Annotated in this window: 12 protein-coding genes and 1 pseudogene; 2 read left to right on the forward strand and 11 right to left on the reverse strand. The window is 53.0% G+C overall.

The window, feature by feature from the left end:
- Positions 1–106 precede the first annotated feature (106 nt).
- From EKM97_RS09590 to secA2, 10 genes and pseudogenes are all read right to left on the reverse strand, one after another.
- Complete coding sequence (locus EKM97_RS09590) at positions 107–9556, reverse strand: serine-rich family protein (RefSeq protein ID WP_225419262.1); 9450 nt, start codon at positions 9554–9556, stop codon at positions 107–109.
- Positions 9557–9727: 171 nt separating this feature from the next.
- A pseudogene (locus tag EKM97_RS12220) lies at positions 9728–9853 on the reverse strand (KxYKxGKxW signal peptide domain-containing protein); the annotation flags it as partial.
- Positions 9854–10413: 560 nt separating this feature from the next.
- Positions 10414–11043 carry a hypothetical protein gene (locus tag EKM97_RS09595; protein ID WP_125572189.1) on the reverse strand — a complete coding sequence of 210 codons (630 nt, stop codon included), beginning with the start codon at positions 11041–11043 and terminating at the stop codon, positions 10414–10416.
- 139 nt (positions 11044–11182) lie between these two features.
- The gene (locus tag EKM97_RS09600; RefSeq protein WP_125572190.1) at positions 11183–12037 is read right to left on the reverse strand and encodes a hypothetical protein; all 855 of its coding nucleotides are present in this window, start codon (positions 12035–12037) and stop codon (positions 11183–11185) included.
- Positions 12018–13472: a glycosyltransferase gene (locus EKM97_RS09605; protein WP_125572191.1), complete on the reverse strand. Its 1455-nt coding sequence runs from the start codon at positions 13470–13472 to the stop codon at positions 12018–12020. Before EKM97_RS09605 ends, EKM97_RS09600 begins: the two co-directional genes overlap by 20 nt.
- Before the next feature lie 13 nt (positions 13473–13485).
- A complete protein-coding gene (gene asp3, locus EKM97_RS09610) occupies positions 13486–14208 on the reverse strand; it encodes an accessory Sec system protein Asp3 (RefSeq protein ID WP_125572192.1) in 723 nt (240 codons plus the stop codon).
- 9 nt (positions 14209–14217) lie between these two features.
- Entirely contained in the window at positions 14218–15777 is a 1560-nt protein-coding gene (gene asp2 / locus EKM97_RS09615; protein ID WP_125572193.1) for an accessory Sec system protein Asp2, read from the reverse strand.
- Positions 15777–17363 (reverse strand): accessory Sec system glycosyltransferase Asp1, encoded by a 1587-nt coding sequence (gene asp1, locus EKM97_RS09620; protein WP_125572194.1) that lies wholly within the window; start codon positions 17361–17363, stop codon positions 15777–15779. Before asp1 ends, asp2 begins: the two co-directional genes overlap by 1 nt.
- 205 nt (positions 17364–17568) lie before the next feature.
- Positions 17569–18804, reverse strand: a complete 1236-nt coding sequence (locus EKM97_RS09625) for a preprotein translocase subunit SecY (protein WP_125572195.1) — start codon at positions 18802–18804, stop codon at positions 17569–17571.
- Positions 18805–18828: 24 nt separating this feature from the next.
- On the reverse strand, positions 18829–21171 hold the full coding sequence (gene secA2, locus EKM97_RS09630; protein ID WP_125572196.1) for an accessory Sec system translocase SecA2: 2343 nt from the start codon (positions 21169–21171) through the stop codon (positions 18829–18831).
- A 64-nt stretch (positions 21172–21235) separates the two neighbouring features.
- Here secA2 and EKM97_RS09635 point away from each other — a divergent pair, with 64 nt between their 5' ends.
- Positions 21236–21418 (forward strand): hypothetical protein, encoded by a 183-nt coding sequence (locus tag EKM97_RS09635; protein WP_125572197.1) that lies wholly within the window; start codon positions 21236–21238, stop codon positions 21416–21418.
- Positions 21419–21638: 220 nt separating this feature from the next.
- Here EKM97_RS09635 and EKM97_RS09640 read toward each other — a convergent pair whose 3' ends face one another.
- Positions 21639–23198 carry a hypothetical protein gene (locus EKM97_RS09640; protein ID WP_125572198.1) on the reverse strand — a complete coding sequence of 520 codons (1560 nt, stop codon included), beginning with the start codon at positions 23196–23198 and terminating at the stop codon, positions 21639–21641.
- 168 nt (positions 23199–23366) lie between these two features.
- Here EKM97_RS09640 and EKM97_RS09645 point away from each other — a divergent pair, with 168 nt between their 5' ends.
- Complete coding sequence (locus EKM97_RS09645; RefSeq protein WP_125572199.1) at positions 23367–24380, forward strand: hypothetical protein; 1014 nt, start codon at positions 23367–23369, stop codon at positions 24378–24380.
- Positions 24381–24523: the final 143 nt, after the last annotated feature.

Raw genomic sequence — 24523 nt, forward strand, 5'->3', positions numbered from 1 at the left:
GAAACACCAAAGCAGCGCAGTCCCGTGTGAATCATGGGATTGCGCTGCTTTTTTGAAATTCTATGAATAATCCAGGTAGAAGGTGCTACTTCTTTTTGTTTAAATCTTAGTGCTGTTCTTCCTCTTCATCATCATCACGACGACGTTTCAGAAGTCCCAGGATAGCGAGCAATGCAAGGATTGCAGCGGCTGTACCCAAGATTTCAGCCTGAAGGTTGTTACCTTCAGCCTCATCCGTCTTGACACGCATGATGTCAAGCGCGTATTCGGCATCGCCATTGGTCTGATCTGTTTCTGGCAGATCACTCTTGGACTGGCTGTTTGTTGTCGCCTCGCTCGCGGCTTCACTGTTACTGGAAAGTGTGGCGCTTTGAGGTTGAGCAACGAGAGTGCTCAGTTGACTCGTTGTGTGACCTGTTGCCGGCAGACTGTTGTTGACGGCCGCCCGACTCGTGGTTGCAACACTTGGCTGAACGCTAGCACTGTGCGTGCGAGAAACGCTCTGGGAACGAGTATTACTTTGTGTCTTGGAACCGCTGTGTGTCTGGGATGCGGAAGTCGTGGTGCTCAGAGACTTCGACATTGACGCGCTAGCACTAGTGGAAACAGATGCGCTAACTGATGCGGAGCCGCTGACGCTGGCACTCGTTGAAGCAGAAGCGGAAGCACTGGTGCTTTCACTTGTTGATGCTGAAGCAGAAGCGGAAGCACTGGTGCTTTCACTTGTTGATGCTGAAGCAGAAGCCGATGCGCTGACGCTTTCACTCGTTGATACTGAAGCGGAAGCAGACGCACTGGCACTCTCGCTAGTGGATTCTGAAGCTGATGCAGATGCACTGACACTTTCGCTAGTGGATACCGAAGCGGAAGTAGACGCACTAGCACTTTCACTCGTTGATACTGAGATAGAGCCAGATTGTGACGCGCTTGTCGAATCCTTAATTGAGGTGGACAGGCTAGAACTGGTTGACAGACTCCCTGACAGTGATGCTGACGTACTTGCGGAGATTAGGCCGCTGTCACTCAAACTGCCGGAAAGACTTGCCGATGCGCTCGCGCTCAGCAGACGGCTTGCAGAATCACTTCCGCTAAGCTGCGCTGAACGACTGCCGCTCTGCGAACCTACCAAGGATAGGCTCTTAGAGACGGACGCAGATACTGAGACGAGACTCTCACTCAGTGCCGATTCAGAACCGGACTGTGAAGCCGAAGCAACCGCAGAATCGCCATTGCTCTGTGAGAGTACCGCAGACTGTGAACTTGAGGTGCTCAGCTCGATGGAACGAGAGCTGGATTCACTCGTACTGGTCGAAGCAGATTCCTGATCGACCGGTGTTGTCACAGGGTTGCGTGATTCGCTAAAGCTCAGTGATGCGCTTGCCGAAATGCTTGCAGACTGCTGAACGCTGGTCCGCTTGCTAATCGACTTGCTTGTAGATTCACTGGAGCTTGTCGAAGCACTGTTGCTGAAGTCTGTAGAACGACTAGCAGAGGTGCTACCACTGAGAGAGTTTGTCGCACTTGTTGAGTCGGAACGAGAAGCAGACGTTGAAGTGCTGTAGACAGCACCCTCAGACTCGCTTGTCGACCGCAATGCGGATTCGCTCGAGCTCAGACTTGCTGACTGAGACGCTACTACGGAATCCTTGGCCGATGTGCTTTCGCTGACCGACTTACTTGCGGACTCGCTGCTGTTCATTGAGGTCCCTTCGGAAGAGCTGCGTGAGTTGCTCAATGAAACATCAGTAGATGCACTCTGCTGTGCACTGGTTGAAAGTGAACCAGATTCGGAAGCAGAAGCTGAGAGATCCGCATTCTTCGATTCAGAATCAGCAATTGAATCACTGACAGAATCAGAGTTAGAACGGAATTCAGATGCTGAGTTAGAAGTACTCAGCGATGCATCTGTCGAAACACTTGTCCGCTTGCTACTGGACTGGCTATCCGAAACACTAGCGGAAACGGAAAGCGAGTAGTCCAGGCTGTCACTCAGACTGTTGGAAAGACTAGCACTACCACTGGCAACGCTAGCACTCTTCGACATGCTGGTGCTTGCAGATTCAGATTCGGAGAACTGAGCCTGAGTACTTTCAATCGTTGACTGACTTGCGGAGAAGCTTTCACTGACGGAACGGCTGCCAGAGTAGGAACCTGACAGACTGGCGCTCTTGCTATCACTACGTGATGCATCCGTGCTCAGACTTGCAGAGATTGATGCGCTCATGGATTCGGTTGCCTGGTGGCTTGCGCTTTCCGTGATTGATGCACTCGCACTCTTGCTTGCTGAAGTCAGAATTGAGTCAGAAATGGATCCTGACAGGCTCGCTCTCTTACTACTGCTTACCGAACGGCTTGCGGAGAAGGATGCGCTCTGACTGCTTGAGTTGCTCTGCTCACTTGTTGGCTGTGGGTTCCGGCTCTTGCTGTCGCTATCGGACAGACTTGCCGATTCACTTGCCGACTTGTCAGCGCTGATGCTCTTGCTCTGCGACTTGCTCGTTGATTCGCTCGTGCTCAGAGAACTACTGTTGCTGTCATCCGTTGACTTGGACCCAGAAATGGATTCAGAGATGGAACCACTCTCACTAATGACCGTGGATTCGCTTGCGGACTGACTTGCGGAGATCACACCGCTCTGGCTAATGGAACCAGACTTCGATGCGGACAGGCTCTTGCTGTCATCGACCGATGTGCTCAAGCTGCCAGACTTAGATGCGGACTGGCTGTCGCTCATCGAGTTGCTGTCGGAGACGAACGGTGTGATTGAATCACTGTCGGACGCGCTCTTCGAGCGACTCTCACTAACACTCGCAGACTTGCTGTCATCAATTGAACTGCTTTCGCTACCGCTCAGGCTTGCCGAAATCGACAGGCTCGTGTTCGTGCTCTTGCTGTCATTGACAGAGGTGCTGATTGAACCAGAGTTTTCAGCGAACTTGGAATCGGAAATCGAACCACTCAGTGATGCGGAGGTCGACTTGCTGATCCGGCCGGAGTTACTCAGGCTGGCACTTACGGATGCGGAAACGCTCAGTGAACTGTTCAGAGAATCGGACAGGCTGCCAGACTTGCTGGAGCTATCACTGTGGCTCTTCACACTCTCAGAGTTACTGAGACTTGCGGAAGCCGAATCAGAGATGTTGCCCTTTTCACTGTCAATCGTTGACTGACTTGCGGAGAAGCTTTCACTGACGGAACGGCTGCCAGAGTAGGAACCTGACAGACTGGCGCTCTTGCTATCACTACGTGATGCATCCGTGCTCAGACTTGCAGAGATTGATGCGCTCATGGATTCGGTTGCCTGGTGGCTTGCGCTTTCCGTGATTGATGCACTCGCACTCTTGCTTGCTGAAGTCAGAATTGAGTCAGAAATGGATCCTGACAGGCTCGCTCTCTTACTACTGCTTACCGAACGGCTTGCGGAGAAGGATGCGCTCTGACTGCTTGAGTTGCTCTGCTCACTTGTTGGCTGTGGGTTCCGGCTCTTGCTGTCGCTATCGGACAGACTTGCCGATTCACTTGCCGACTTGTCAGCGCTGATGCTCTTGCTCTGCGACTTGCTCGTTGATTCGCTCGTGCTCAGAGAACTACTGTTGCTGTCATCCGTTGACTTGGACCCAGAAATGGATTCAGAGATGGAACCACTCTCACTAATGACCGTGGATTCGCTTGCGGACTGACTTGCGGAGATCACACCGCTCTGGCTAATGGAACCAGACTTCGATGCGGACAGGCTCTTGCTGTCATCGACCGATGTGCTCAAGCTGCCAGACTTAGATGCGGACTGGCTGTCGCTCATCGAGTTGCTGTCGGAGACGAACGGTGTGATTGAATCACTGTCGGACGCGCTCTTCGAGCGACTCTCACTAACACTCGCAGACTTGCTGTCATCAATTGAACTGCTTTCGCTACCGCTCAGGCTTGCCGAAATCGACAGGCTCGTGTTCGTGCTCTTGCTGTCATTGACAGAGGTGCTGATTGAACCAGAGTTTTCAGCGAACTTGGAATCGGAAATCGAACCACTCAGTGATGCGGAGGTCGACTTGCTGATCCGGCCGGAGTTACTCAGGCTGGCACTTACGGATGCGGAAACGCTCAGTGAACTGTTCAGAGAATCGGACAGGCTGCCAGACTTGCTGGAGCTATCACTGTGAATTGAAGCACTAACTGAATTGCTTGCTGAACGAGACTGACTGCCACTAAAGCTAGAGGACAGACTTGCAGATGCACTAGTGGAATCAAACTTAATGGAAGAAAGTGACCCAGACACGCTGGCCGAAATACTGCCATCAAGTGACGCTTGCTGAGAAAGTGCCTTAGAGGTGGATGCCGATGCAGACAGGGATTGAACCGTCTTAGCAGATTCAGACGAACTAACAGAAGCCGCAACAGACTGTGCACTCTGAGAAATACCAGACAGTAACAGCGACAATAACGCACTGTCATCCAAAGAGCCCGAATCAATCAAGCTTACCATCTTGCTATTCGAAATAGAATCAATCTGGTCCTGTGTCAGGCTAGGTGTCTTCGACTGACTTTCGTATAGTGACCGACTTGCCGACTGACTACTAGACTGCTTGACACTCCGGCTAGCAGAATCAGACTTTTTGACACTGTCAGCTTCACTAACGGATGCACTTTCGCTAAAGCGTGCAGAGGTGCTTGCAGACAAGCTGCTACTCAACGAGTTGTTAGCACTGCCGAGGTCAGACTTAGATGCGGAATCCGATGTGCTGAACCAGTCAGTCGCAGAAGTTGCGGTCGACTTGCTTGCTGACAGACTCCGGCTGAACCATGTCGACTTAGAGTTTTCTGCCGACTTGCTTGCGGACGTGCTTGCGCTGTACAACTTGGACACGGAATCGGCAAAATTCAGGGAGTCACTATCACTGGCGACACTTTGCGATGCAGACGCTGATGCATCCAACTGTTCAGAGTCGTATTTCGACTGTGAAGCCAAAATTGCAGCCGATTCGGAGTCAGAAACTGACTGCGCAGAATCTAATACTGCGCTTGTTGATTCCGACAAACTCTGGAATCCAGCATCCGATGTTGAAGCACTAAGCGACGCATCAGTAGACACGCTCTTTTGTGCAAGGTCGGAGTCGGATGCAGATTCGCTTGCGGAAATTGACAATGAACGGTTAAGACTTGCGCTCTGGCTGCCGGAAACACTGGCGGCTAAGGATGCAATGCTGTGGCTCTTCGATGCACTCTGAGATGCTGAGTAGCTCAGAGAGGCGCGTGCACTGTCACTCAGCTTGGTGGATTCACTGGCGCTCAGACTTGCAGAGCGGGACGCGATGGCAGAGTCAACCGTAGAGTTGCTATCAGCCAACTGCTGCGAAGCGCGTGTGGAATCACTCAGCGTTTGCGACTGTGATGAGGCCGCCGATGCGTCTACAGATCCTGCTTGGCTCAATACGAGTGAGTCGCGAGCAGACGTGGACTGACTAACAATCACGTGCTGCGAATCTGCATCGGAAGTAGAGGCAGACAGGCTTGACTTCAATGAATCTGCTAATGACAAGCTATCACTGGCCACGTATGACACATCGCCGTCAGTAACATTGGCTTTAGAACGTGAAGCAGATGCAGACTGTGACAAAACGCGCGAAAGGCTGCTACTACCGGAAATACTTGCTGCAGTGCTTGCAGACAAGCTAGATACCACACTCTTAGAGAGTGATTCAGACAGCGAGGCTGCTGCACTATCATCGGCGGAAGTGGACAAGCTGGCACTTACCGAAGCGGAAGCAGCAGCGGAGGTGCTCCCCTGCTGTGACTGAGCAGTCGACTGTACTGCCGAAAGACTAGCGCTCGTGCGTGCTGACGCGGATGCAATCGTTGAAGCTGCTGCGGACAAGCTATCCGCAACGGACTTGCTGGTAGATTCGCTGTAATCCAAAATGTTAGCGCCCGTCAGGCTCCGAGCATTGCTGAGCGAAATTGCGACTGAATCCTCCGCCGCCTTGGAGACGGATGTTGAATCCGAGTAGCTGGCGGAAATTGACCGGCTGTTGTCCAGACTCCGGCTCTGTGAACTGACCGTGCTCAGTGAGGTCGAAAGTGATTCACGCTTAGATGCAGAGTTCTTTGCAGATGCAGATGCACTAGCAGAGACACGGTTCGTTTCTGAGAGCACACCTGAATCAGTCGCACTCTGCGAACCACTCTGGCTCGAGATTGAGGAATCAACAACCGAGCTAGCAGCACTCTGGCTGCCACTCTTTTCGCCACTCACGGAATCGTTGTACGACTTCGCGATGGAATCAAGTTCGCTGCCATTTGCTGCGGTCACAGCACTATTGATGACCGATTTGTTCTGATTGTAATTGTTACTGAACGCCTTTGAAGCAACAGACGCCAGCGAGGAAATCGCCAGTGAACTAGATTGTGATGCCGCCGTCGAAAGAGACTGGCTGTCAGCTACCGACTGACTTTGTTCTGCAGTGAGTGTGCCAATTGTTTTGTGTGCACTGTCTGCAAGAGAGTTCTTTGCGGAAAGCGATGCGGAGAAAATTCTTGAGTCTGCATCACTCTTAGAATTGGCCACCGAAACGGAGTCACTAAGGCTAGCATCCTTGTTGGAAACAGAATTATTCGATGCTGTGATGCTCGAGTATACGTTGTTCTCGCTCAGGTCGAGATTCGTGATACTACCAATCAGTAAACTGTTAGATTCGGATGCCCGCAGAGATTCCTCAGCGGACTTGGAAGCGGACAAGCTTCGGCTAGTGGCCGTCGATTGAGACAGCTGTGCAGATTCAACTGCTGACAGGCTTTCACTCTTGGATTTACTGATGCTTGTTTCCGGCGTGATTGCAGTACCAGCTGCAACTGAATCAGCTTTACTCTGTGAAATAGACGTCGAGGTTGACGCCTGATCAGAATCATAACTCGAGGCAATCGCGCTCACAGATTCAGAGAGTGAATCATGCATAGACTGAGCTTCTGACAAACTTGTCGAAACGCTCTGCTTCAGTTCCTTTTGGCTATCTAAGAAGAAATTGTGGTTAGCGACCTGCTGACTCAATACTTCGGAAAAGTCAGACTGTGATGTGGACTGAGAAACACTGGCAGAGGCGGACAGTGAGGTGAGCAGACTGTTCTGCTTGGCAGTAGAAGCACTAGCCTTGGCACTTATCGTTGCAACAGACTGAGAGTGGCTTAAGGACGCGGACTGACTGCTTACAATTCGGGCACTATTACTCAAAACTGTAGAGTCTACTGCAGACTGACTTTCCTTCGCCAAAGAATCGTCGGCATCATCCAGAACGGACTTTTCGCTAGCACGTTCTGAAACCTGAATCGACTCAGATTTGTCTTTAGACGCAGATGCTGCGGCAGATGCACCCTGCAACGCCGTATTCAGACTAGTGATAGAGTTTGCAATGGACGTTGATTCTGCAGCACGGGAAAGGCTGAAATCAATTGCAGACTGAGAGGCAGAAATTGAGGACGCCTTACTTGATGCATTCAGAATTGAATTACTGAGTTGCACACTCTTACTCATGGATGTCGCGGAATCCGCTGTATAAATGTTGCTCTTAGAACTGACAGCAGATGCCTCAGCCGAAATCCGTTCACTTCTGCTTTGAGATACAGACGCGGATTCAATTTTCGAAAGGCTGAGTGTTGCAGAGCGACTGCTGGACATACTATCGAACACCGACAAGGATGCACTATTCTTCGCGGAAACACTCATCGAAAGTGATCCAGATACCGACGCTGACGCACTCGCTTGGTCACTCGCAACAGCGTTCTGAGTGTCTTCGCCGTAATTCTTGTTGAATTCATCAGCAGAATTACCAATCAAATCCATTTTGCTGTTTAACAGAGACGTGGACTGTTGCGTCGACTGAACTGCCGAAAGACTCTCACTATAATATTTACTCAGTGACTGATCAAAATTCAAAGATTCACCAGTCGCTTCGTCCTGGGCTATGGATTCAGACACGGTCTTCGACTGCGAGGCCAACTCAGATTCATATGCAGACCCTGATGCACTAAGCGAATTGTAAACAGATTGATCGTCGCTATCTCGCGTTGAAACCGACAAACTATTCGCAATTGAAGTACTATCACGCTTATAATCAGAAACTGATGCCGAAATCGAGCTAGCGCTTGACTCACTGTTAATGATGCTGGTACGAAGTGAGTTTGATACGCTAGCAGACATTGACAATGATTTGTCACGATCAACATTGTTGACGATTACGGTTGTCGTTTCCGATTTTTTAACAGCAGTGCCATCAGCATCAACAAGCCCAGAATCATACGTAATGGTAATCTGATAAGTGCCTGCTGTCGTAGCCTTACCGTTCGTATCGGTTGGTATGCCGCTTGTATCTACACTTAAGCCAGCCACAGTGCTGCTCAGATTAATGCGCTGCCCATCAGCACCAATTAAAGCGGAAAGATAGTCGGCACCGTTCTGTGACACCGTGTCACCCACTGTAATGGAAACAGCCTTTGTAACGATAGGATCCACAACAGTAATTGTTGCGTAAGTCCAATAAGTGTTGCTGTCACTGGGTCGTTGTGCACGCGTTAATGGATTCGGATCTGTAGTAAATTTTCCTGTCACAGGATCTTTATATGTCGGCAAAGTTGCACTAGTGTAAGAAATTGGAACATAGTAAACCGAATTTGTACCATTGAGCAGGTATGCACCTGAAGTACTATCATAGGTTAAATCAGGGTTAGAGCTAGTAATCGCCTTCAAAACAAAATCACTCATGCTGTCTTCACTCATGCCGTCTAGAGTGTCAGACATCCCTGTCAGTCCGATTGCAAAAGCACCTTTCGGTGTACTGCCGTCCGTAACGCCTGCTAAAGCAGTGATAACCTCGTCGGCAGTGCGAACAGTACCATCTGGTAACGTGATGTTTGAAAAAAGCAGATTTTCGTTAGCCGTCAATATGGTCCAGAGGTTTGTACCTTGCCAAGCAGCAAAGGCTTCGCCCGATACAACCGAATTGGTCCAATCTGCTGAGTGTGAAGAAATCATCTTCACCGTCGGCGTCGTGTTCGCAACCGCTGCCGAAGCCGTAGCCAGCACTTTCCCGGCAGCCAAAACAGCGCTGCTTGCACTATCATCAAGCACGTTGACGGTAACCGTCCCGTTTTCGATGGTGTACTTCGCACTCGTGGTGGCGATGGTGACGTCCTTTGCCCCATTTTGTGCGGCGTACTGGGCGATGTTAGCCGCCTCAGTACTAGTAATTTCACTAGTGTCACCCATGGTCACGATCAACTGATCTGCAGATAGAACTGCAGAGTCGGTGCCGCTAAGACCGAGGTTTGCGCCCACCGCCGAGCCGCTTGCCGAGAGTGAAGCCGTTGCAGATGCGCTCGCGAAGGCGGAGCTGCTCTGCTGACTGCTAGACGCACTCGAAGAAGCGCTAGTCGACGTGGTCGTCGAGGCACTCGTGGAGGTGCTTGTTGAAGTTAAATTTGCAGTTGCGCTGGTCGACTGGCTGCCGCTGGCTTGCGCTGCGGACAGGCTTGCCGAGATACTCAGCGACTGCGAAGTGCTTGCAGAAACAGACAAAGAACTTTCTAGAGATTGACTTTGCGTGTTTGACGCCGACGTCGAGCCCGTGTTTGAACTAGCAGGAATCCTCGCGCCGCTTTGATTAACTAAAGCGTCTCCGTCCGTTACTTGTTTTTCAATGCTTGGTGTTGTCGCCGCGTGACCGATTAGCGGCATTGCAAATAAACCACCGAGCAATCCACTCAGTGTGGCCGTTCCAGCAACCATCCATTTTTTACCAGACTTAAACATCCGGAAACGGACTTTGCTATTATTTTTAAAAACATCATCTTTTTTAGACCGGAAATAATTCAATGGGGTCCCTCCTTCGACGCCGTCACTGCGTCCTTAGTATATTTTAACGCACGTTTTCAACGAATATGACGCAGTATTCATAAGCTAGTATTTCGGTTTTTGGTTTGTAGATATGACTTTTTAGATAAGTCTTACAAAATCAATAGGAATACATCTATCAGCGTTACGCAGTAATTCATGGCGTAAATCAAGAATTGACGATCAACTCATCTTTGGCTTGAAAAATACCATTCGATTAATAACGAGATTTATTTATAGATCACGTCAAATTCCGCGCAAGTCCCAAGTTTTTCTTGGACTAAGGAAGCTAAAAGTAACCAGGCATTTTTCCGTCTAACCAGGCCAGCATTCAAACAGCGCTTACACTTCAAGTGTAATTAATCGTTAGTATAAGCAATGATTAACACTTATTTCTCTCATTTTGAATGAAAACAAAAAAATTGGTTTACTTCGTATATTTTTTACGACGTAAGCCAATTTTTTGCATGATTGTTATTCAATTTTGGCGAATATTGCAAAAATTTTAATGATTTGATAACAAATACGCTTTATTTAATTCATCAGCGCAGATTCAACTGCAAATCCATCGCCAGTAATGCACGTCGCAGGTAATACCCCGAACGTACAGGCATTGCGAGTCGCTCAACGTTCAAAATGAGCTGATGGTAATCCGGAGTCGTCACGCCCTGTAGGGTCTCCGCAATTGCGTCAGTATTGGACAACTCGATGCCAAGATTATTCCGCCGAAGCAACTCAGCAAGGGGTGCATCCCCCGTATACAGCAAAGGCTGTTTGGCCGCCAGGTGAATAGCAATCAGAGCGGCACTGTCGTCAGTGAACGTGCGGGTACGCCAGTTATAGAGGTCGTCAACGACGTACACCAACTTGGCTTCGAAGCCATGGATGCCCTGCACGAACTCATGGTGCCAATTCGGGGAGCCATTACTCATGGGCCACTGCACGAAGACAATATCGTTGCGCTTGAGTCCGCCCAGCAGACCATCCATGCGGCCACGGAGCACGTTTGCCGGTTCATCTTCCCATTGGTACAGGAAAATGCCGAGTGGTGCGAAGCCAATCTCGGTAGCAAACACTTCCCGATCGTGGTGCGCCTTACCGGCACCACCGACGTTCCACCACGGAAACTGCGGCGCAAGGCTGGCACTTAGATGAACAAAATATTCGGTCATACAAGTTCCGCCTCGATTCTCACCAGTGCAACTTCGCGGGCAGCGGGCACTCCCTTGGATTATGTAAAGCAGTGAACACGCACCGCGTGTCCCTGCAGCAAAAACGTCCGCAATGGGTCCGCACGCTTTTGTTTCTGGCTTATTTTGTGACCACACTCAAGCGGTCGGTTGGCACCCCGTCCTTGGCAAGTCGGTCGAAGTCCGCCTGGTTCACCAGCACTTCGTCGACGTAACCCAGACGTCCTTCCAGAATCGCCAGAAGGTTGCCGCGGACATTGCCGTTCTCATCGTAAGGTGATTCCACCATATCGAGCACCACATGCGCCTTAGTCTGGCTGACAGCATCCAGTTCCAAACCGAGGTAAGTAATAGTAATTGTGTCGTCGGCCGTCGTCATTTTGGCAACCTCAGCGCCCAAGAACGCACCCAACGTATCGTACTTGGCGGTCACCTTGTGCGTCTTGGGGTCTTCGACCGTGATCAGATTGATGGCGCCGTCGTAGTAGAAGAAGCGCACGTGCACCTGCTCGGCGTTGTCCATGAACATGATTTCCTGCATATCGCCATTGTAATAGAGGATGTTTGAGAAGGTGCTGCCATCAAAGGCGAACTCGTGCACCCAGTCAATGCTGCCATCTGGATTCAGATAGCGAATGTCCTGCGCCTGGCGGCGGGTGCCATCAAACAGGTACTCCATCCCGATGACTTCGCCGTCCAAAATAAGGGAAATGCTGCCGTCCGCATTCATGTAAACCTGGGTTTCTTCCGGCACCGGCAAATCGTTGAAGAAGCGGTAGCCCTTCTTGTCGTAGGTGCGCCCCGTCAGGTGATCAATCAGGTTAACGCCCTTGATATTCTCCTCCTTGAGTACCTCGCTAAAACGCGGCATGGAGGTCAAAGTCATCAGGGTGCGGCCATCGCGACCAATGCGGGTCTTTTGCGTTTTCCAGGCGTCGGTGCCCAGTTGAATTTGATTAATTAGCTCGTAGTGCATCGATAAGCTCCTTCCACTTGCCTGCAATGACATGATCCTGGAATTCGGTCACGGACTGCTGCGTACGCTTGACCAGCTTGCCGTAGTTCGCCTTGAACAATTTGCGCAGGCCGATTGCCAGCTGGTTCGCTGAGTATTCGTCATCATCACGCTTGAACGGCTGCAAGAAGCCGTTCTCGCCGTCGTGCACCAGCTCTTCTGCCCCGAAGCGCGCCTTGAAAGTCACAACCGGCAAGCCAGCATTCAGTGCTTCAATATAAGTCAGCCCAAAACCTTCAGAGAAGGATGCGGAGATGAAGGCATCATACTGCGGGTAAACCTTGTCTAGTTCGTTGGACAGGCCTTTCAGTGTGATGTAGTCTTCCGCCTTCACTTCCTTGATGGTCTTTTCAATCTTATCTTTGGCTTCACCCTGGCCATAGATGTCAAAGGTGATCTTCTTGCCCTCCTGATGCAACTTGGCCACTGCGCGAACCGCCAAGTCAATGTGCTTTTCGGAAGCCAGACGGGAAGCCGTAATCAGCTTAAATGGTGTGTGTGCTTCGGCTTTCTTGTAGTTCTGGTTGCCGTCGCGCACCCCACCAACGGGAATCGTCACGAATTTATCGCCAGCATCTGGGAAGTCCACCAGCAGATCTTGCCGCTGAAGCTTGGTTGCCACCACAATTTTGTCAATCCACTGCTTATGCTCAAGCATGTACTCGTTGTAGTTATTCCACAGCGGGTGACCCGGCACGTCGCGGTCAGAGAGGTGATCAGCGTGAATCACGTCAACGATTTTGACGTTCGGAATCTTCTTGGTCATCAGCGCGACCTCGTTCTCCTCGCCGCGGTCGATGATGAAGGTGCTGTTGCCGCCGAAGACCCGGTCCAACTGCTTGTAGAAGAACTGGTGCAAGGTCACGAGGTTGTGGAAAATCAGGTGCTGACCGTTCTGATTGAACAGGTGGACGTTGGTAATCAGTGTCTTGCGGTGCAAGTCTTCCTGATATTCCACCATGACGCGGCGCTCGCCGGTGGCCTCGTTGAACATCTCAATGTGGCCGGTGGATACCATGAGCACGCCGCTATCCGGCTTGTGGATGTCAGGGTACTTCACAAAATGTGAAACCCAACGCATGCCGCCACTGGTGATACTCGTGTTCATCCGGTTAGTGTTCGTACTGTCTTTCACCAAGTTCTCGCTAGGCGTAAAGCGCTTGGTGAGGCCGTTTTGCAGGTAGTCATCACCAAGGACAAAATATTCCCACATGTTGATGACCTGATCATCACGCAATTCCCACTTGTCCATTGCCTCATGTAGTTCCTTGACCATTTCGACAAAGACGAAACGGTACGGGATATGTGCCTGGTCAAAACGCTTGGCCCGGTAAAACTCGGCGTGTTCAACACCGGAATTACCGATGCCCATCGCGCCATCAATAAAGAAGTTCATATTAGTCCTCCAGTTAATTAATCGGTGGTGTTAATAATTTGGCAATCGCACTCGTGTCTGGACCCGCTGCAACGATGCGTAGCGGTCCCTCTGCGCGGCGTTGGTTAACAAATTCTGCCAGTGCGTGCGGATTTATGCGTGTGCCTGCGTTGACCCACCAGTAATCCGTCTGCCGTGCGAGCTGCACCGGCAAGGCGGTGACGAGTTCGCGGCTACCGCACAAAACTAGACAGTTGAGGGCCAACTGGCCGGCGCGCAGATACTGCACAGACTGGCCATCTTCTCCGAGCAGCAGTTGTCCGCCGGCCAGGTCAGTGGTTTGACCGAGGAGCAGTGAGCGGAATACAAAATGAGTATTGTTCAGACTCACGAGTTCAATCGTGTACCGCCGCGCGTCATCCGGCACCGTGAACGTGGCGTCCAGCCCTTCGTACAGGTTATCAGCGGCAACGTGGCCTTGCGCATCATAGAAAGTGAGTGCCAGTGCGAGCGAATTGACCGGTTCATAATCGGCATCGCCGTGCAAGCTGTAGCTCAGCCCCCGCCGCAGTGTCGGCATAAAGGGGCCGCGCCCCTGGTTGTCAGCGCTACTCTGCCAAGTGTGGAGCGGCCGACCGGGACCGGTGCGGCCGTTAGTGTACACCACGCTGCCATCACGCTCGTAGTCGATAATGGCGCCGTAGCCCCACACGTTAGCGCCGTTACGCGGCAGGCCCAGCAAGTACATTAAACTCATCACGACCTCCTAACCTGCCTCGCGGCCAAAATCTTGCGCCAGCATGTGACTATAACGACCCAAAAACCAATTGACGACGCCGGCTGTTTCATCATTGTGCCGGCCAACGAAACCCTTTTGCCAAATTCGCACCGTTGGATAGCGGTTCTTGAGGTCCGCCTGCACGCTCGGGAAGGCGTCCTGATCATAATCATCATCAAACATGTACGCGAAGGCAAAGGTCGTGTTCGCAAAATGCCCCTGCCGAAACTGTTTCCAGAAACGGTCGTTAAGGGCCTTGATATCCGCATGACTGGTACCACCTTGGAGTAGCAGTAACATGTCCAAACTCGTCCCGAATTCATTCGGACGCTTGATGCGGTTATTCTGGGCGATAGTACCCAGGTGCACCAGCGGTTTGCCGACGATGATGCCGTGCGGGTTGAGCCGGGCCCCGTAGTAGAGCGAGGCGAAGGTGCCCATAGAAATGCCCGACAGGATGAGTTGGTCATTCGTAAAACCCAATTCATCGAGTCGGTGCTGGATAGCGGCGGTGAGCCGGTCTTCGAAGACCTGACTGCCCATGTAGAAACTGCCGCCTTCTAGCCGTGGGTCCATGATCAGCATGAACGGCGTGCCCATGCGGCGCATCATCCCAAAACCTTCGAATTTCTCGGCGGTCTGATAACCGGCGAAGTAGACACACAGCGGTGGTTTTAGGTCGCCGGCATCAAAGTACACTTGCACTTCCTGCTTCATCCCTACCGGGTCAACAACCTTCTCGCCGCCAACCAGGGTTTCACCATAACCACTACGAGTGCGCCGCCAGTGGATGTCACCAATCTGCGCCGTCCCGCGGCCACGTACGTACAGGTGCAATTGCAACCCGCGCGGATTATACATTTGCAGCACATGCACGCCATCGTAAAGGTCTTCACCGGTGGCGGTGAGGATGTCATTCAGGTCGGAATTGATGCCATCGAAGGTCTGTACCTTCCCCATCAGTTCCAGATCGCCACTAGTTGCGTTCTCGACCACGACGTCCTGACCGGCATTCACGCCGACCCACATCACCTGATTGACGGAACCAATACGCACCCAATCAGGCCCGAAGTCGCCGCTGAATTCACGGTACGCCTCACCCACCTGGCGCACCGGACCATCATACGCGGGATCAACAACGAACTCGCTAAAGTCAATTTTGTAAGTATTCTGATCAGAGTAAAAGCTGCCGTAAATCGTGTTCGCGAGCGCGTCCGCATCGGCAAAATCCATGCGGTGGGCGCCCTTAAGCTCCAGAATATGCTGCGCAGTGTCACTTAGCTGGACACTGTTTTCCACTATAATCCGGTTAGCCGGCAGCGCGGTCAGCTTCGCCACGTCTGCAAGCCACGGACAGGTCGCATCAATCAGCACAACGGCGTCGCGGAAAGTCGGGTTCCAGCGGTCCTTCTTGAACAGGGGCTGCTTGGGAATAATGTCGCCAGTATCCACCGCGGCCCAGAGGTAGCGGTAGCCATCCGGCAGGAGACCAGCAAACGGCAGTGCCTGCTTGCCCACTTGAATCACGTCAACATAGCGCTGTGCCATTAACCAATCACCTCTTTCCACGCCGCCATGATGTGCGGCGCTGCATATTCTTCAATCAGGTCGGCGCTGCAAACCAGCGCTTCGTTCCAGTGCGACAGCGTGCCTAAGTAATAAGTCACCGCCGTGGTCAATTCACCTGGGTTACGGACAACGCGGCCATTTCCGCCGTCGTGCAAAAGGTCGCTAGCCACCAGCGTTATTTGCGGAATCCCCGCACTCACAGCTGCCACTTGCAGGGCCAGGTTCGGGCGGCTGCCGGTGTCAACCAGCAAGCGCGCGTTGTGCAGCAACGCAGCCCAGTCGGTAGCGGTCATGTCCGGGGCAATGGTGACGCGCTGCTTAAAAGCCAGGGCGGCGGCAATTCGCTGCCACAGCGACGTCTTTTGCAGGTCCTGCATCTCGCTGGTCATGTCTGGCGTTAACTTACCGTCCGCTTGAGCAGCCAAGAAGTCACGCGTCAAAGTGTACTCGGGACCATCCACGTCAAATCCGAAGTCTGCGCCGAGCCACTTGTCCAGCTGCGCCTCAAACCACTTTCCCCGATCAGCGTCAATGCCACCGATCTGCAAGCTGCGGTCGTTGTGCTGGCGCAACTGCTTGAGCTGCCCATGCAGAATTTGCCCTTGCTCACTTTCAGCTAAGTCGCTAACATTCCAAGCAATAATCTGCATGGACAGTTCATTACTAATCCCGAGGTCCAGGGTCGTGGCGTATGTCGGCATGTAGCGCACAGCCGGTAAAATTGGCTGGTCCAGCTGTTTGTCGAGTTCGGCCACCCGCTGCCGGTCCAAACGACTCGGCAGTACCACCGTATCCGCTGCGGACAAAAGTGGCAGTTGCGTTTTCTGCATGGTCAGTTGTTGCTGAGTCGCGGCGCTTAGGTAGGTCACCGCCTGCAAATTCGGAATGCGATTGCGCAGGTTCACCCCTGCTGGTGTCAACGTTGCAATAAACGGCCCGGTCGTCTGACTGTCAGCTAGTGCGTGCTGGGCAACTTCTGCGACCAGTGCGGGCAAATTCGGGTAGTTCACCGCGTCAAAGCGGTGCTGCTGTTCGGGCGCGATGGTGATTGCACCATCAGGCGTCATGCTCATGACCTCATCCCCAGTTGGGGTGTACCACGTGCGCCGCTGCAGGTCATCCCCTGCGTACCACGTGCGCCAGGTGCAAAAGCCGCGGTCATCGAATTGATCATGCTCGACTAGACCATCGCGCTCAGCGTAGATGAGTTCATTCACAAAACCGGCAGCGTGTAGTTTTGCGCGTGCCGCCTCCTTGCGGCCGTCGTAGTAGACGACTTCAGTTGGCAGGTAGGTTGCTTCCCAGGTCGTCGGCACCGGCAATTGGTTCACCGTCAGTGGCAGACCGTCTTCTTCGTGCACCGCTTGGATGATATCGAAGGCGTTCCACCGCGGGGCTTCGAACAATTGCACCTCAGCAAGCTGCTGGCGCCAGTCAGGCAAGGCGGTCAGCGCCACCACGCGGAATTCCTGCTCATTTTGCTGAAACACGTGCGCCAGGTGCACAGTCTCGTCAAGGTGCAAAGGGCGATCGGTGCGCGTGAAATCCGGAATCAGGCTTAACATGGCGTTACCTCCTTTCAAGGCTAGGCTGCGACAAGAGGCGCTTAGAAACTGGTGTACAAGGTAGTGATGACGGAAATCCCGAACTTAGGATTTCTGTCATCACTACCTTGTACGTTAGGTTTCCCGTCGGTGTCCGTCTCACTACGCGCTAAAGCGCTAGGTCGACTGGCTGCCTCTTGTCGCGCGACTTCGAGTATTGCCTGCATCAAGCGAACAACTGGTACTGGTATTTGCTCCGCAATGCGCGGAACTGCTGCATGATGGTGTCAAAAATCGTCACGATGATGAACAGATTCCCGAGAAACAGCGAGAAGTTCGCGGCCCCTGGGTACACATTCTCCAGGAGCAGCGGCACAATCCCAATGACGATTTCAACCAAGTTCCCCAATGTACAAATGACAAAGAAGTGGTGCGTCAGAAAACGTTCGGTAGCGTCCCCAGGTGCCACGTCGTAGAAGTAATCACTACTGTACTTCAGCGACTTAGCCGTTTGCACTGGTCGCGTATTGAGGTAACCAAAGGCGTAACCCAGCAGCATCAGCACCACCGCGTACAGTACCAGCCCCCGCCACGATTGGTAAGACGTCCACTGCATGATGGCGTGACCCATTGGCGTGCCGTTCAGGCTCGTCCCCTTGACCACGTACATCGGGAGGCTAAATAGCGAGGTGGAAAACATGAACGGCATCGCGCCGGCGGTCAGCAGCTTGATGGGAATGTAGGAATCTCCATAGCTGCTCTCCAGCATTGGCCGTTGGAGCGGCAAACGCACTTCAATTTTGTACAACCACACGGCACAAAAGGTGAACAGAACCGCCACAACGGCGGCAACCGCGATGTGCTGTGGCGTCAGGGCGTATGTGACCCCGCCCCAGCCACGCTGCAACGAACCAGGAATGTTGATGATAATCCCCGGAACAATCATGATCACGGTCGAACCAATCCCCTTATCGTTGTTCAGGTCGGCGAGCCAGGCGGTGAACATCGCCCCAGCAACCAAGATGATGCCCGTAAACCAAGCGCTCATGTCGTAACTGTAATCACCCAGCACCAGCGGCATTGGCTGTAGGGCTGGCGCCACGGTGCGCACCATGGCCAATGCCTGCAAGCTGGCGATGATGAGCGTGAAGAAACGCTGCACCATCCCTATGGCCCGAACGGACATCGCGCTCACGCCCGGTAAGTCCCAACTCTGCACCGCCGACCAAACAATCATGCTGGTCATGTATGGCGATAAGCCAAGCGAGAACAGCGCCGGCACCGTTAAGCGACCACCAGTGACACTCCCAAAAATCTGGAGGAAACTGCCCCCCTGCTTAGTGAGCGCCTGAGTGGCAGCGAGACCGTCGATACTGGGTAGAACGATTTGTTGACCCGCGGCGAGGATGAGCACGAGTAGCAGTGTCCACAGACAGCGTTTGATTAAGCTTCGATTGTGCATGTCTTCCTTTCCGCGTCGTCCGCTTTATGGGAAATTCACCTGAATCTCTCCGTTCTTCTGCCAGCTAAAACTCGATTGCAGCAGATATTCCACACATTTGTCATACAGCGCCAGTTTCATCTGCGCAAAACTGCGCTGGGCTTCGGTTTGGTATTCATAAATGGGGTTGTGTTGCGCAAGGCTGCGGTTAGCGGTGATGGTTCGCAGCGATTGCAGGTTGTCCACCTGTTCAATCCAGCTGGTATCAATCGCCTTGAGCAATGCAAGCCGCAAGAAGTAGGCCCATTGATCCTCAGCCTTGAACTGCTTGTGTTGATGTTCCAGGCGTTCTTGCATCAACTCCTGCAAGACTGGCGCTGCGTTGCCGCGCATCCGCTGATAAGCCAGCGGGTCAGTATCAAAATCCCCATCGATGTAGCGGAACACATAACTCAGAACATCAGCGGTCGTCTGCTTAGGGTGGGCAGCCACAAAATTCGTGGCGGAGTGGCTAAACACCTGTGCAATGATTTCCCCGAGGTCTGTGGCGGCCATAATTTTGTCCCGCTCAGCATAGACCGCATCCCGCTGAATGCGGAACACTTCGCCGTACTGCAGCGTTTCAAATCGAGCACTGCGCTGAGAAGCTTGGAGTTTGCGCTGTGCGTGGTCAATGACCTTGCTGAAGCGACCGTGGCGTGACAACTCCTGCTTAGGCCGGTCCGCATATTTGAAACGGTAACGCGCAATTCGTTGCGGTGCCTGCTCCTGCACAATCGTGTCTTCCAGGGAGGTGTAAAAGCGACTCTCCCCAGGGTCACCCTGGCGTCCGGCACGCCCGCGCAACTGGTTATCCACCCGCGGGTTATCCATGCGTTCAGTTCCCAGTACGAGCAAGCCGCCCTTTTCGGCGACCCCTTCGCCCAAACGAATGTCGGTGCCACGACCCGCCATGGAAGTGGCCACCGTGATGGCACCGGGTTGGCCGGCTTCGGCAACAATTCGCGCTTCCTTCGCACTACTGCGAGCATTCAGCAGGTTGTGCGCCAAGTGCTCACGCAGCAGCAAGGTTGAGTACAGTTTGGACAAGGTCAGCGAGCCGGTTTCAATCAGAATTGGCCGGCCCGCGTCATGCGCGGCGTGCACCTCAGCGAGTGTCGCTTCCAGTTTGGCCTGGTTCGTGATGAACAGGCGGTCCGGCTTATCCTCACGGATGGTCGGCTTGTTCGTGGGCACCTGGAAAACGGATAGGTGGTAAATCTCCTGAAATTCTTCTTTATCAGTGCGCGCGGTCCCGGTCATGCCGGCAAGTTGGTCAAACATCCGGAACAGATTCTGGTAAGTGACGGAGGCCATCGACCGCTGCTCCTGAGTGATTTTGACGTGTTCCTTCGCTTCAACGGCCTGGTGCATCTCCGCCTGCATCTTCATGCCAGGCAGCTCGCGCCCGTTGGCCCGATCGAGCAGTTTGACCTCGCCGTCAGTGACCATGTAGTTGCGGCCCGCCGTCATCAGGACGTTGGCCCGTAAAGCCAGAATCAGGTGGCGGTACAAGTCCGCCCACTTAGGCCCAAGCAAGTCGTCAACACCGAAGAAGCTTTGCATGTGGGCGATACCCGGCTCGGTGAACCAGACGTTCTTCTTGTCTTCGCTGACCTTGTAATCTTCATCCTCAACCAGCAGCTTCACCATTTTGTCGGTGGAACCGTACAGGTTGGATTGCACTCGCGGCACCCCGGACACAATCAGCGGCGTCGCAGCATCATCGAGCAGAATCGCATCGACTTCATCGAGTAGGGCAAAATGAAAGCCTTGCAGGTATTGATCTGCTTCAGTTGCGGCCAAGTTGTTGAACAAGTAGTCAAAACCCAAGCCACTGTTGGTGGTGTACACGATATCGGCAGCGTAAATGGCCTTCTTGTCACGTTCATTCTGCTCATCGCCATCCGGCGCAACCCCAGACACAACGCTGACGCCGAGCCATTCGTAGACGCGCCCCATTTCGGCGGCGTCACGGTTGGCCAGGTAACCGTTAGCGGTAATCAGGAAGTTCCCCGGCCCGGTCAAGCCGTGCAAGTACATCGGCATGGTCGCCGTCAAGGTCTTGCCTTCACCAGTGCGCATTTCGACGATGTTCTCGTATTCCATCGCGACGGCCCCGAGTACCTGCACCCGGTACGGCTGCAGGCCCAGTACCCGGCGGTCGGCTTCACAGACTGTTGCGTAAGCCTCAACCAAGATGTGCCGGAGGGACGCACCGGCGGCGAGTTGGTCACGTAGCACCTGCGTCTGCGCCTGCAGTTGGGTATCAGATAATTCCCGCAACGCCGCGGTGCGCTTCATGATTTTGCTGACGATGCGTTTGTACTTCCAAGCGAATGACGCCATGTGGTCCTCCCTTCCGGCTGACCGCCGAATTGCTTTTTAAAGTTGATAATTTATAATATGGAGTATGAAAAATGACGAAAAGAAATCCCTGCTGGAGCAGGAAATTGAAAAGCGCACGGCGGCGGAAAAGAAACTCGTCCGCGATCCACAGAAAGAAAAAGACCACGGCCGCCTGCCGCAAATCATCATCGGCGTCCTCATCGCGATTATCGCACTTTCGGGTTTAATCTACCCCTTGCTCCACTAGCAGCGCGCATAAGTAGTGGCTTAAACGTCCGATTAGCATTGGTAGCGGAAAGTTATCTTTATAATCACAATTACATTTTAAGCTTTTCACAACTGCTATTGCGTGCAGAAATCATAAACTAATCTCACTTTTTTTGTGATTTTCGTATGTTAAAAGGCGTTGGTGCAGTTCTCCAGACAGAACTGACCAGCGCCTTTTTGCGTGGTTTACTATTTTTTTGTTAGTGACTGTGTTGCGTTTCTGCGCGCATCGCCGCGAGCATCCGCTGCTCTGGATGTGGTTCACTGAGCCAGGGCTGCACGTTTCGCCGTTGCTGTTCGGCCAACTCGTCCGGCTGCGTGAACAAACGCGCTACGTCAGCTAGCGCACCCGCGAGATCTGGATGGCTGTGCACACCGGTCATCAGCTGTGTCCCCAAGTCGGTAAACGGGGTGTGGTCATCACGAATGATGCCCACCACGGGTTTTGCCTGCACCTGCATTTCGTAGAGCGATGAGATGCCGTCCGTCAAAATGACGTCAGCAGCAGCCGTTGCGGCGTACTGCGGTGCGTTCTCCAGCACGCCACCATTCGGCAGTGCTGCAAAATCTTGCAGGAATTGCTCATAATCGTGCCCGCTAAAGCCGGGATAGGCATCGTTAGCCAGATTTGCGCGTAACAAAGGATGCGGATTAAACAGCACAGCAACGTCGGGATGCGCCTGCGTCCAGGTGAACATCTCCTCCCAGATTTTGGGAAAGACGCCCATGTTGAACCACGCATCGTAAATCGAGTGGTGCGCCATCCACACCAGCTTGTGCGGTAAATCAGCAATCGGCCACTGCGGCTGGGCATTTTTGATGACCTGCGCCTTAATGGAACCCACGTGTTCGAACACCTCTTCGGAAACAAATGAGGACTGGATCTGCTGACGCTGACTAGCTGTGAGCGGCTCTGGCAGGAAGTAACGCCAGATGTGTTCGTAATACTCGTTCGTCAGCATCGTTTGCTGGCCGTGCTTAGCGTCCATCATCATGTTCTCGGTGATGACGTACGGCACCACAATCAGGCGTGCCCAATCCAGATTGTCCGCCTTGAAGGCATCTGGGTAGTCTGCATCCCACTCAGACTGCCGCACAATAAAGTCCGCCTGCCAGCGGGCCAGCCGCGTGACCGCCGCCGTGAATTCACTCGCCACGGCGATGAATGGCAGCCCCAGTGCGCTGAGGTGCTGGTCCAGTGCAGCCATGGTGCCCAAGTCTGCCTGCAACCCAAACAGCTTCTTGGTCGTCAGAATTTTGAGCTCAATATCGTCAGCCTGCTGGGCAGCCAGCAGCAGTGGCTCCAGTGCTGGCAATGTCTCCACGTTATTCAAAATGACGGCCAAGCGAATATGCTGATGAGCGCGCACCTTGGTCGGCCGAATGATGCGGTCGCGCGCATCCTGGCGGCGCTGCAGTTCCAGCATGGTTTGGGTGTTCACCGCTTCGCCGTGCATGGTGACGAGCACCTGGTAGGTATCCGCCTCCCGCAGCACTTTCCCGGTGATGGTACCGTTCACCATGTCGCGCGGGGACTCTGGTAATTCAAAGCGGGTAACGGCGTCATGCCGCGTGTTCTGGAACTCCAAAGTCCCGTTGACGAGTTGCCAGTAATGTTCCTGCGGCGATTCGTAATTGGCGATGCGGCCAGTAGGATCCAGCCGCATCCGCCAAGCAAAAGGGAGGCCATTGCGCTGGCCAAAGGTGAAATAATGGTTGGTCAGAAACTCGAACCACTCGTTGAAACTTGTTTGCTCCATGTTTGTCTCCTCACGTATTTTAGGCAACCCGCCGTGCGTTTTCGCAAATCTCATGTATACTGTGTTATGTTACCGCGGCGCAAGCGGCGTGTAAACTCAAGAAGTTACCCCCGCACGCTGCGTACCCGCAGCGTTTGACTGTGGACTTAAACTCTAGGAGAGCAAATTATGACAAAATGGATTACCACTGTGGTGCAGCCAACCACTGTTAACTCGGTCTTCAAGGCTAAAAACGATATCAAGGAAATCGCCCAAAAAGATGGCTACGACGTCCTCTCAATTTTCCGCTATGATTCCGCAAACGATCAGGACAACGCCCTGCACGCCCGAATTGATGGCATCACCGCACCGGTCGATGCCGGTGACCTGGTGGTTTTTCAATATCCGACTAACAATGGCAACCGTTTTGACACCCAGTTTATTGAACATCTACTCACCCGCCGGGCCAAGGTCGTCATCTTCATCCACGACGCCGAAATTTTGCGCGGCACCATTAATTTTGACGAAATCAAGGCGCTCAACAGCACCAGTCTCATCATCACCCACAACCCGGCCATGAGTCAGGGCCTCGTTGACCGCGGTTTGACCACGCCGACCCTCAGCAACTACGCCTTCGACTACCTGACCGATGCCTGGAACGGCCAGCCGCGCGCAGACTTCACTAAGGAACTGGTCTTCGCCGGTACGCTCGACAAATCGCGCTACCTAACCGAATGGACACACGCCACCAAACTCACTGTGTTCGGTCGGCACGAATTCATTGACATCGACCCGCGCATCGAAGACCGCGGAGAAATGAAACCAGAAAAGCTGGCCTACAACCTGCCCTTCCGCTTTGGTCTGGCTTGGGACAGCAACATTCCGGGTGGTGGTCAATACAAGAACTACACCCGTTTCAACAACCCGCACAAAATTTCGATGTACCTCGCCAACGGGTTGCCCGTTGTCGCATGGAAGGAGGGTGGGATGGCCCCCTTCATCGAGAAGAATCACGTCGGGATTACGTTAAACAGTCTCGATGAACTGGACGACGCCATGGCCGCCCTCACGGATCAGGACATCGACACCATGCTCGCAAACGTGGACAAGGTGCGCACGGCGTTGCGCAAGGGCCACTTCACCCGCCGCGTCCTGCACCAGATGGAACTGCAGGTACTCGACCAGGACATCGTATTCGACTAAGCAGGTTAATCCAATGGCCTCAGCGCAAGCTGGGGCTGTTTTGCGCTCTTGGGGAAAACTGCACACGCTGTCCGTCAGCGTAAGTCGTGAAACTTTCATCCGCAAGGATGCTCGGTTTGAAAATAGTGGTTAGACCGAAGGTC

Origin of the sequence: Lacticaseibacillus songhuajiangensis (assembly GCF_003946025.1) — a bacterium.
In the GTDB taxonomy this organism is placed as follows: Bacteria; Bacillota; Bacilli; order Lactobacillales; family Lactobacillaceae; genus Lacticaseibacillus; species Lacticaseibacillus songhuajiangensis.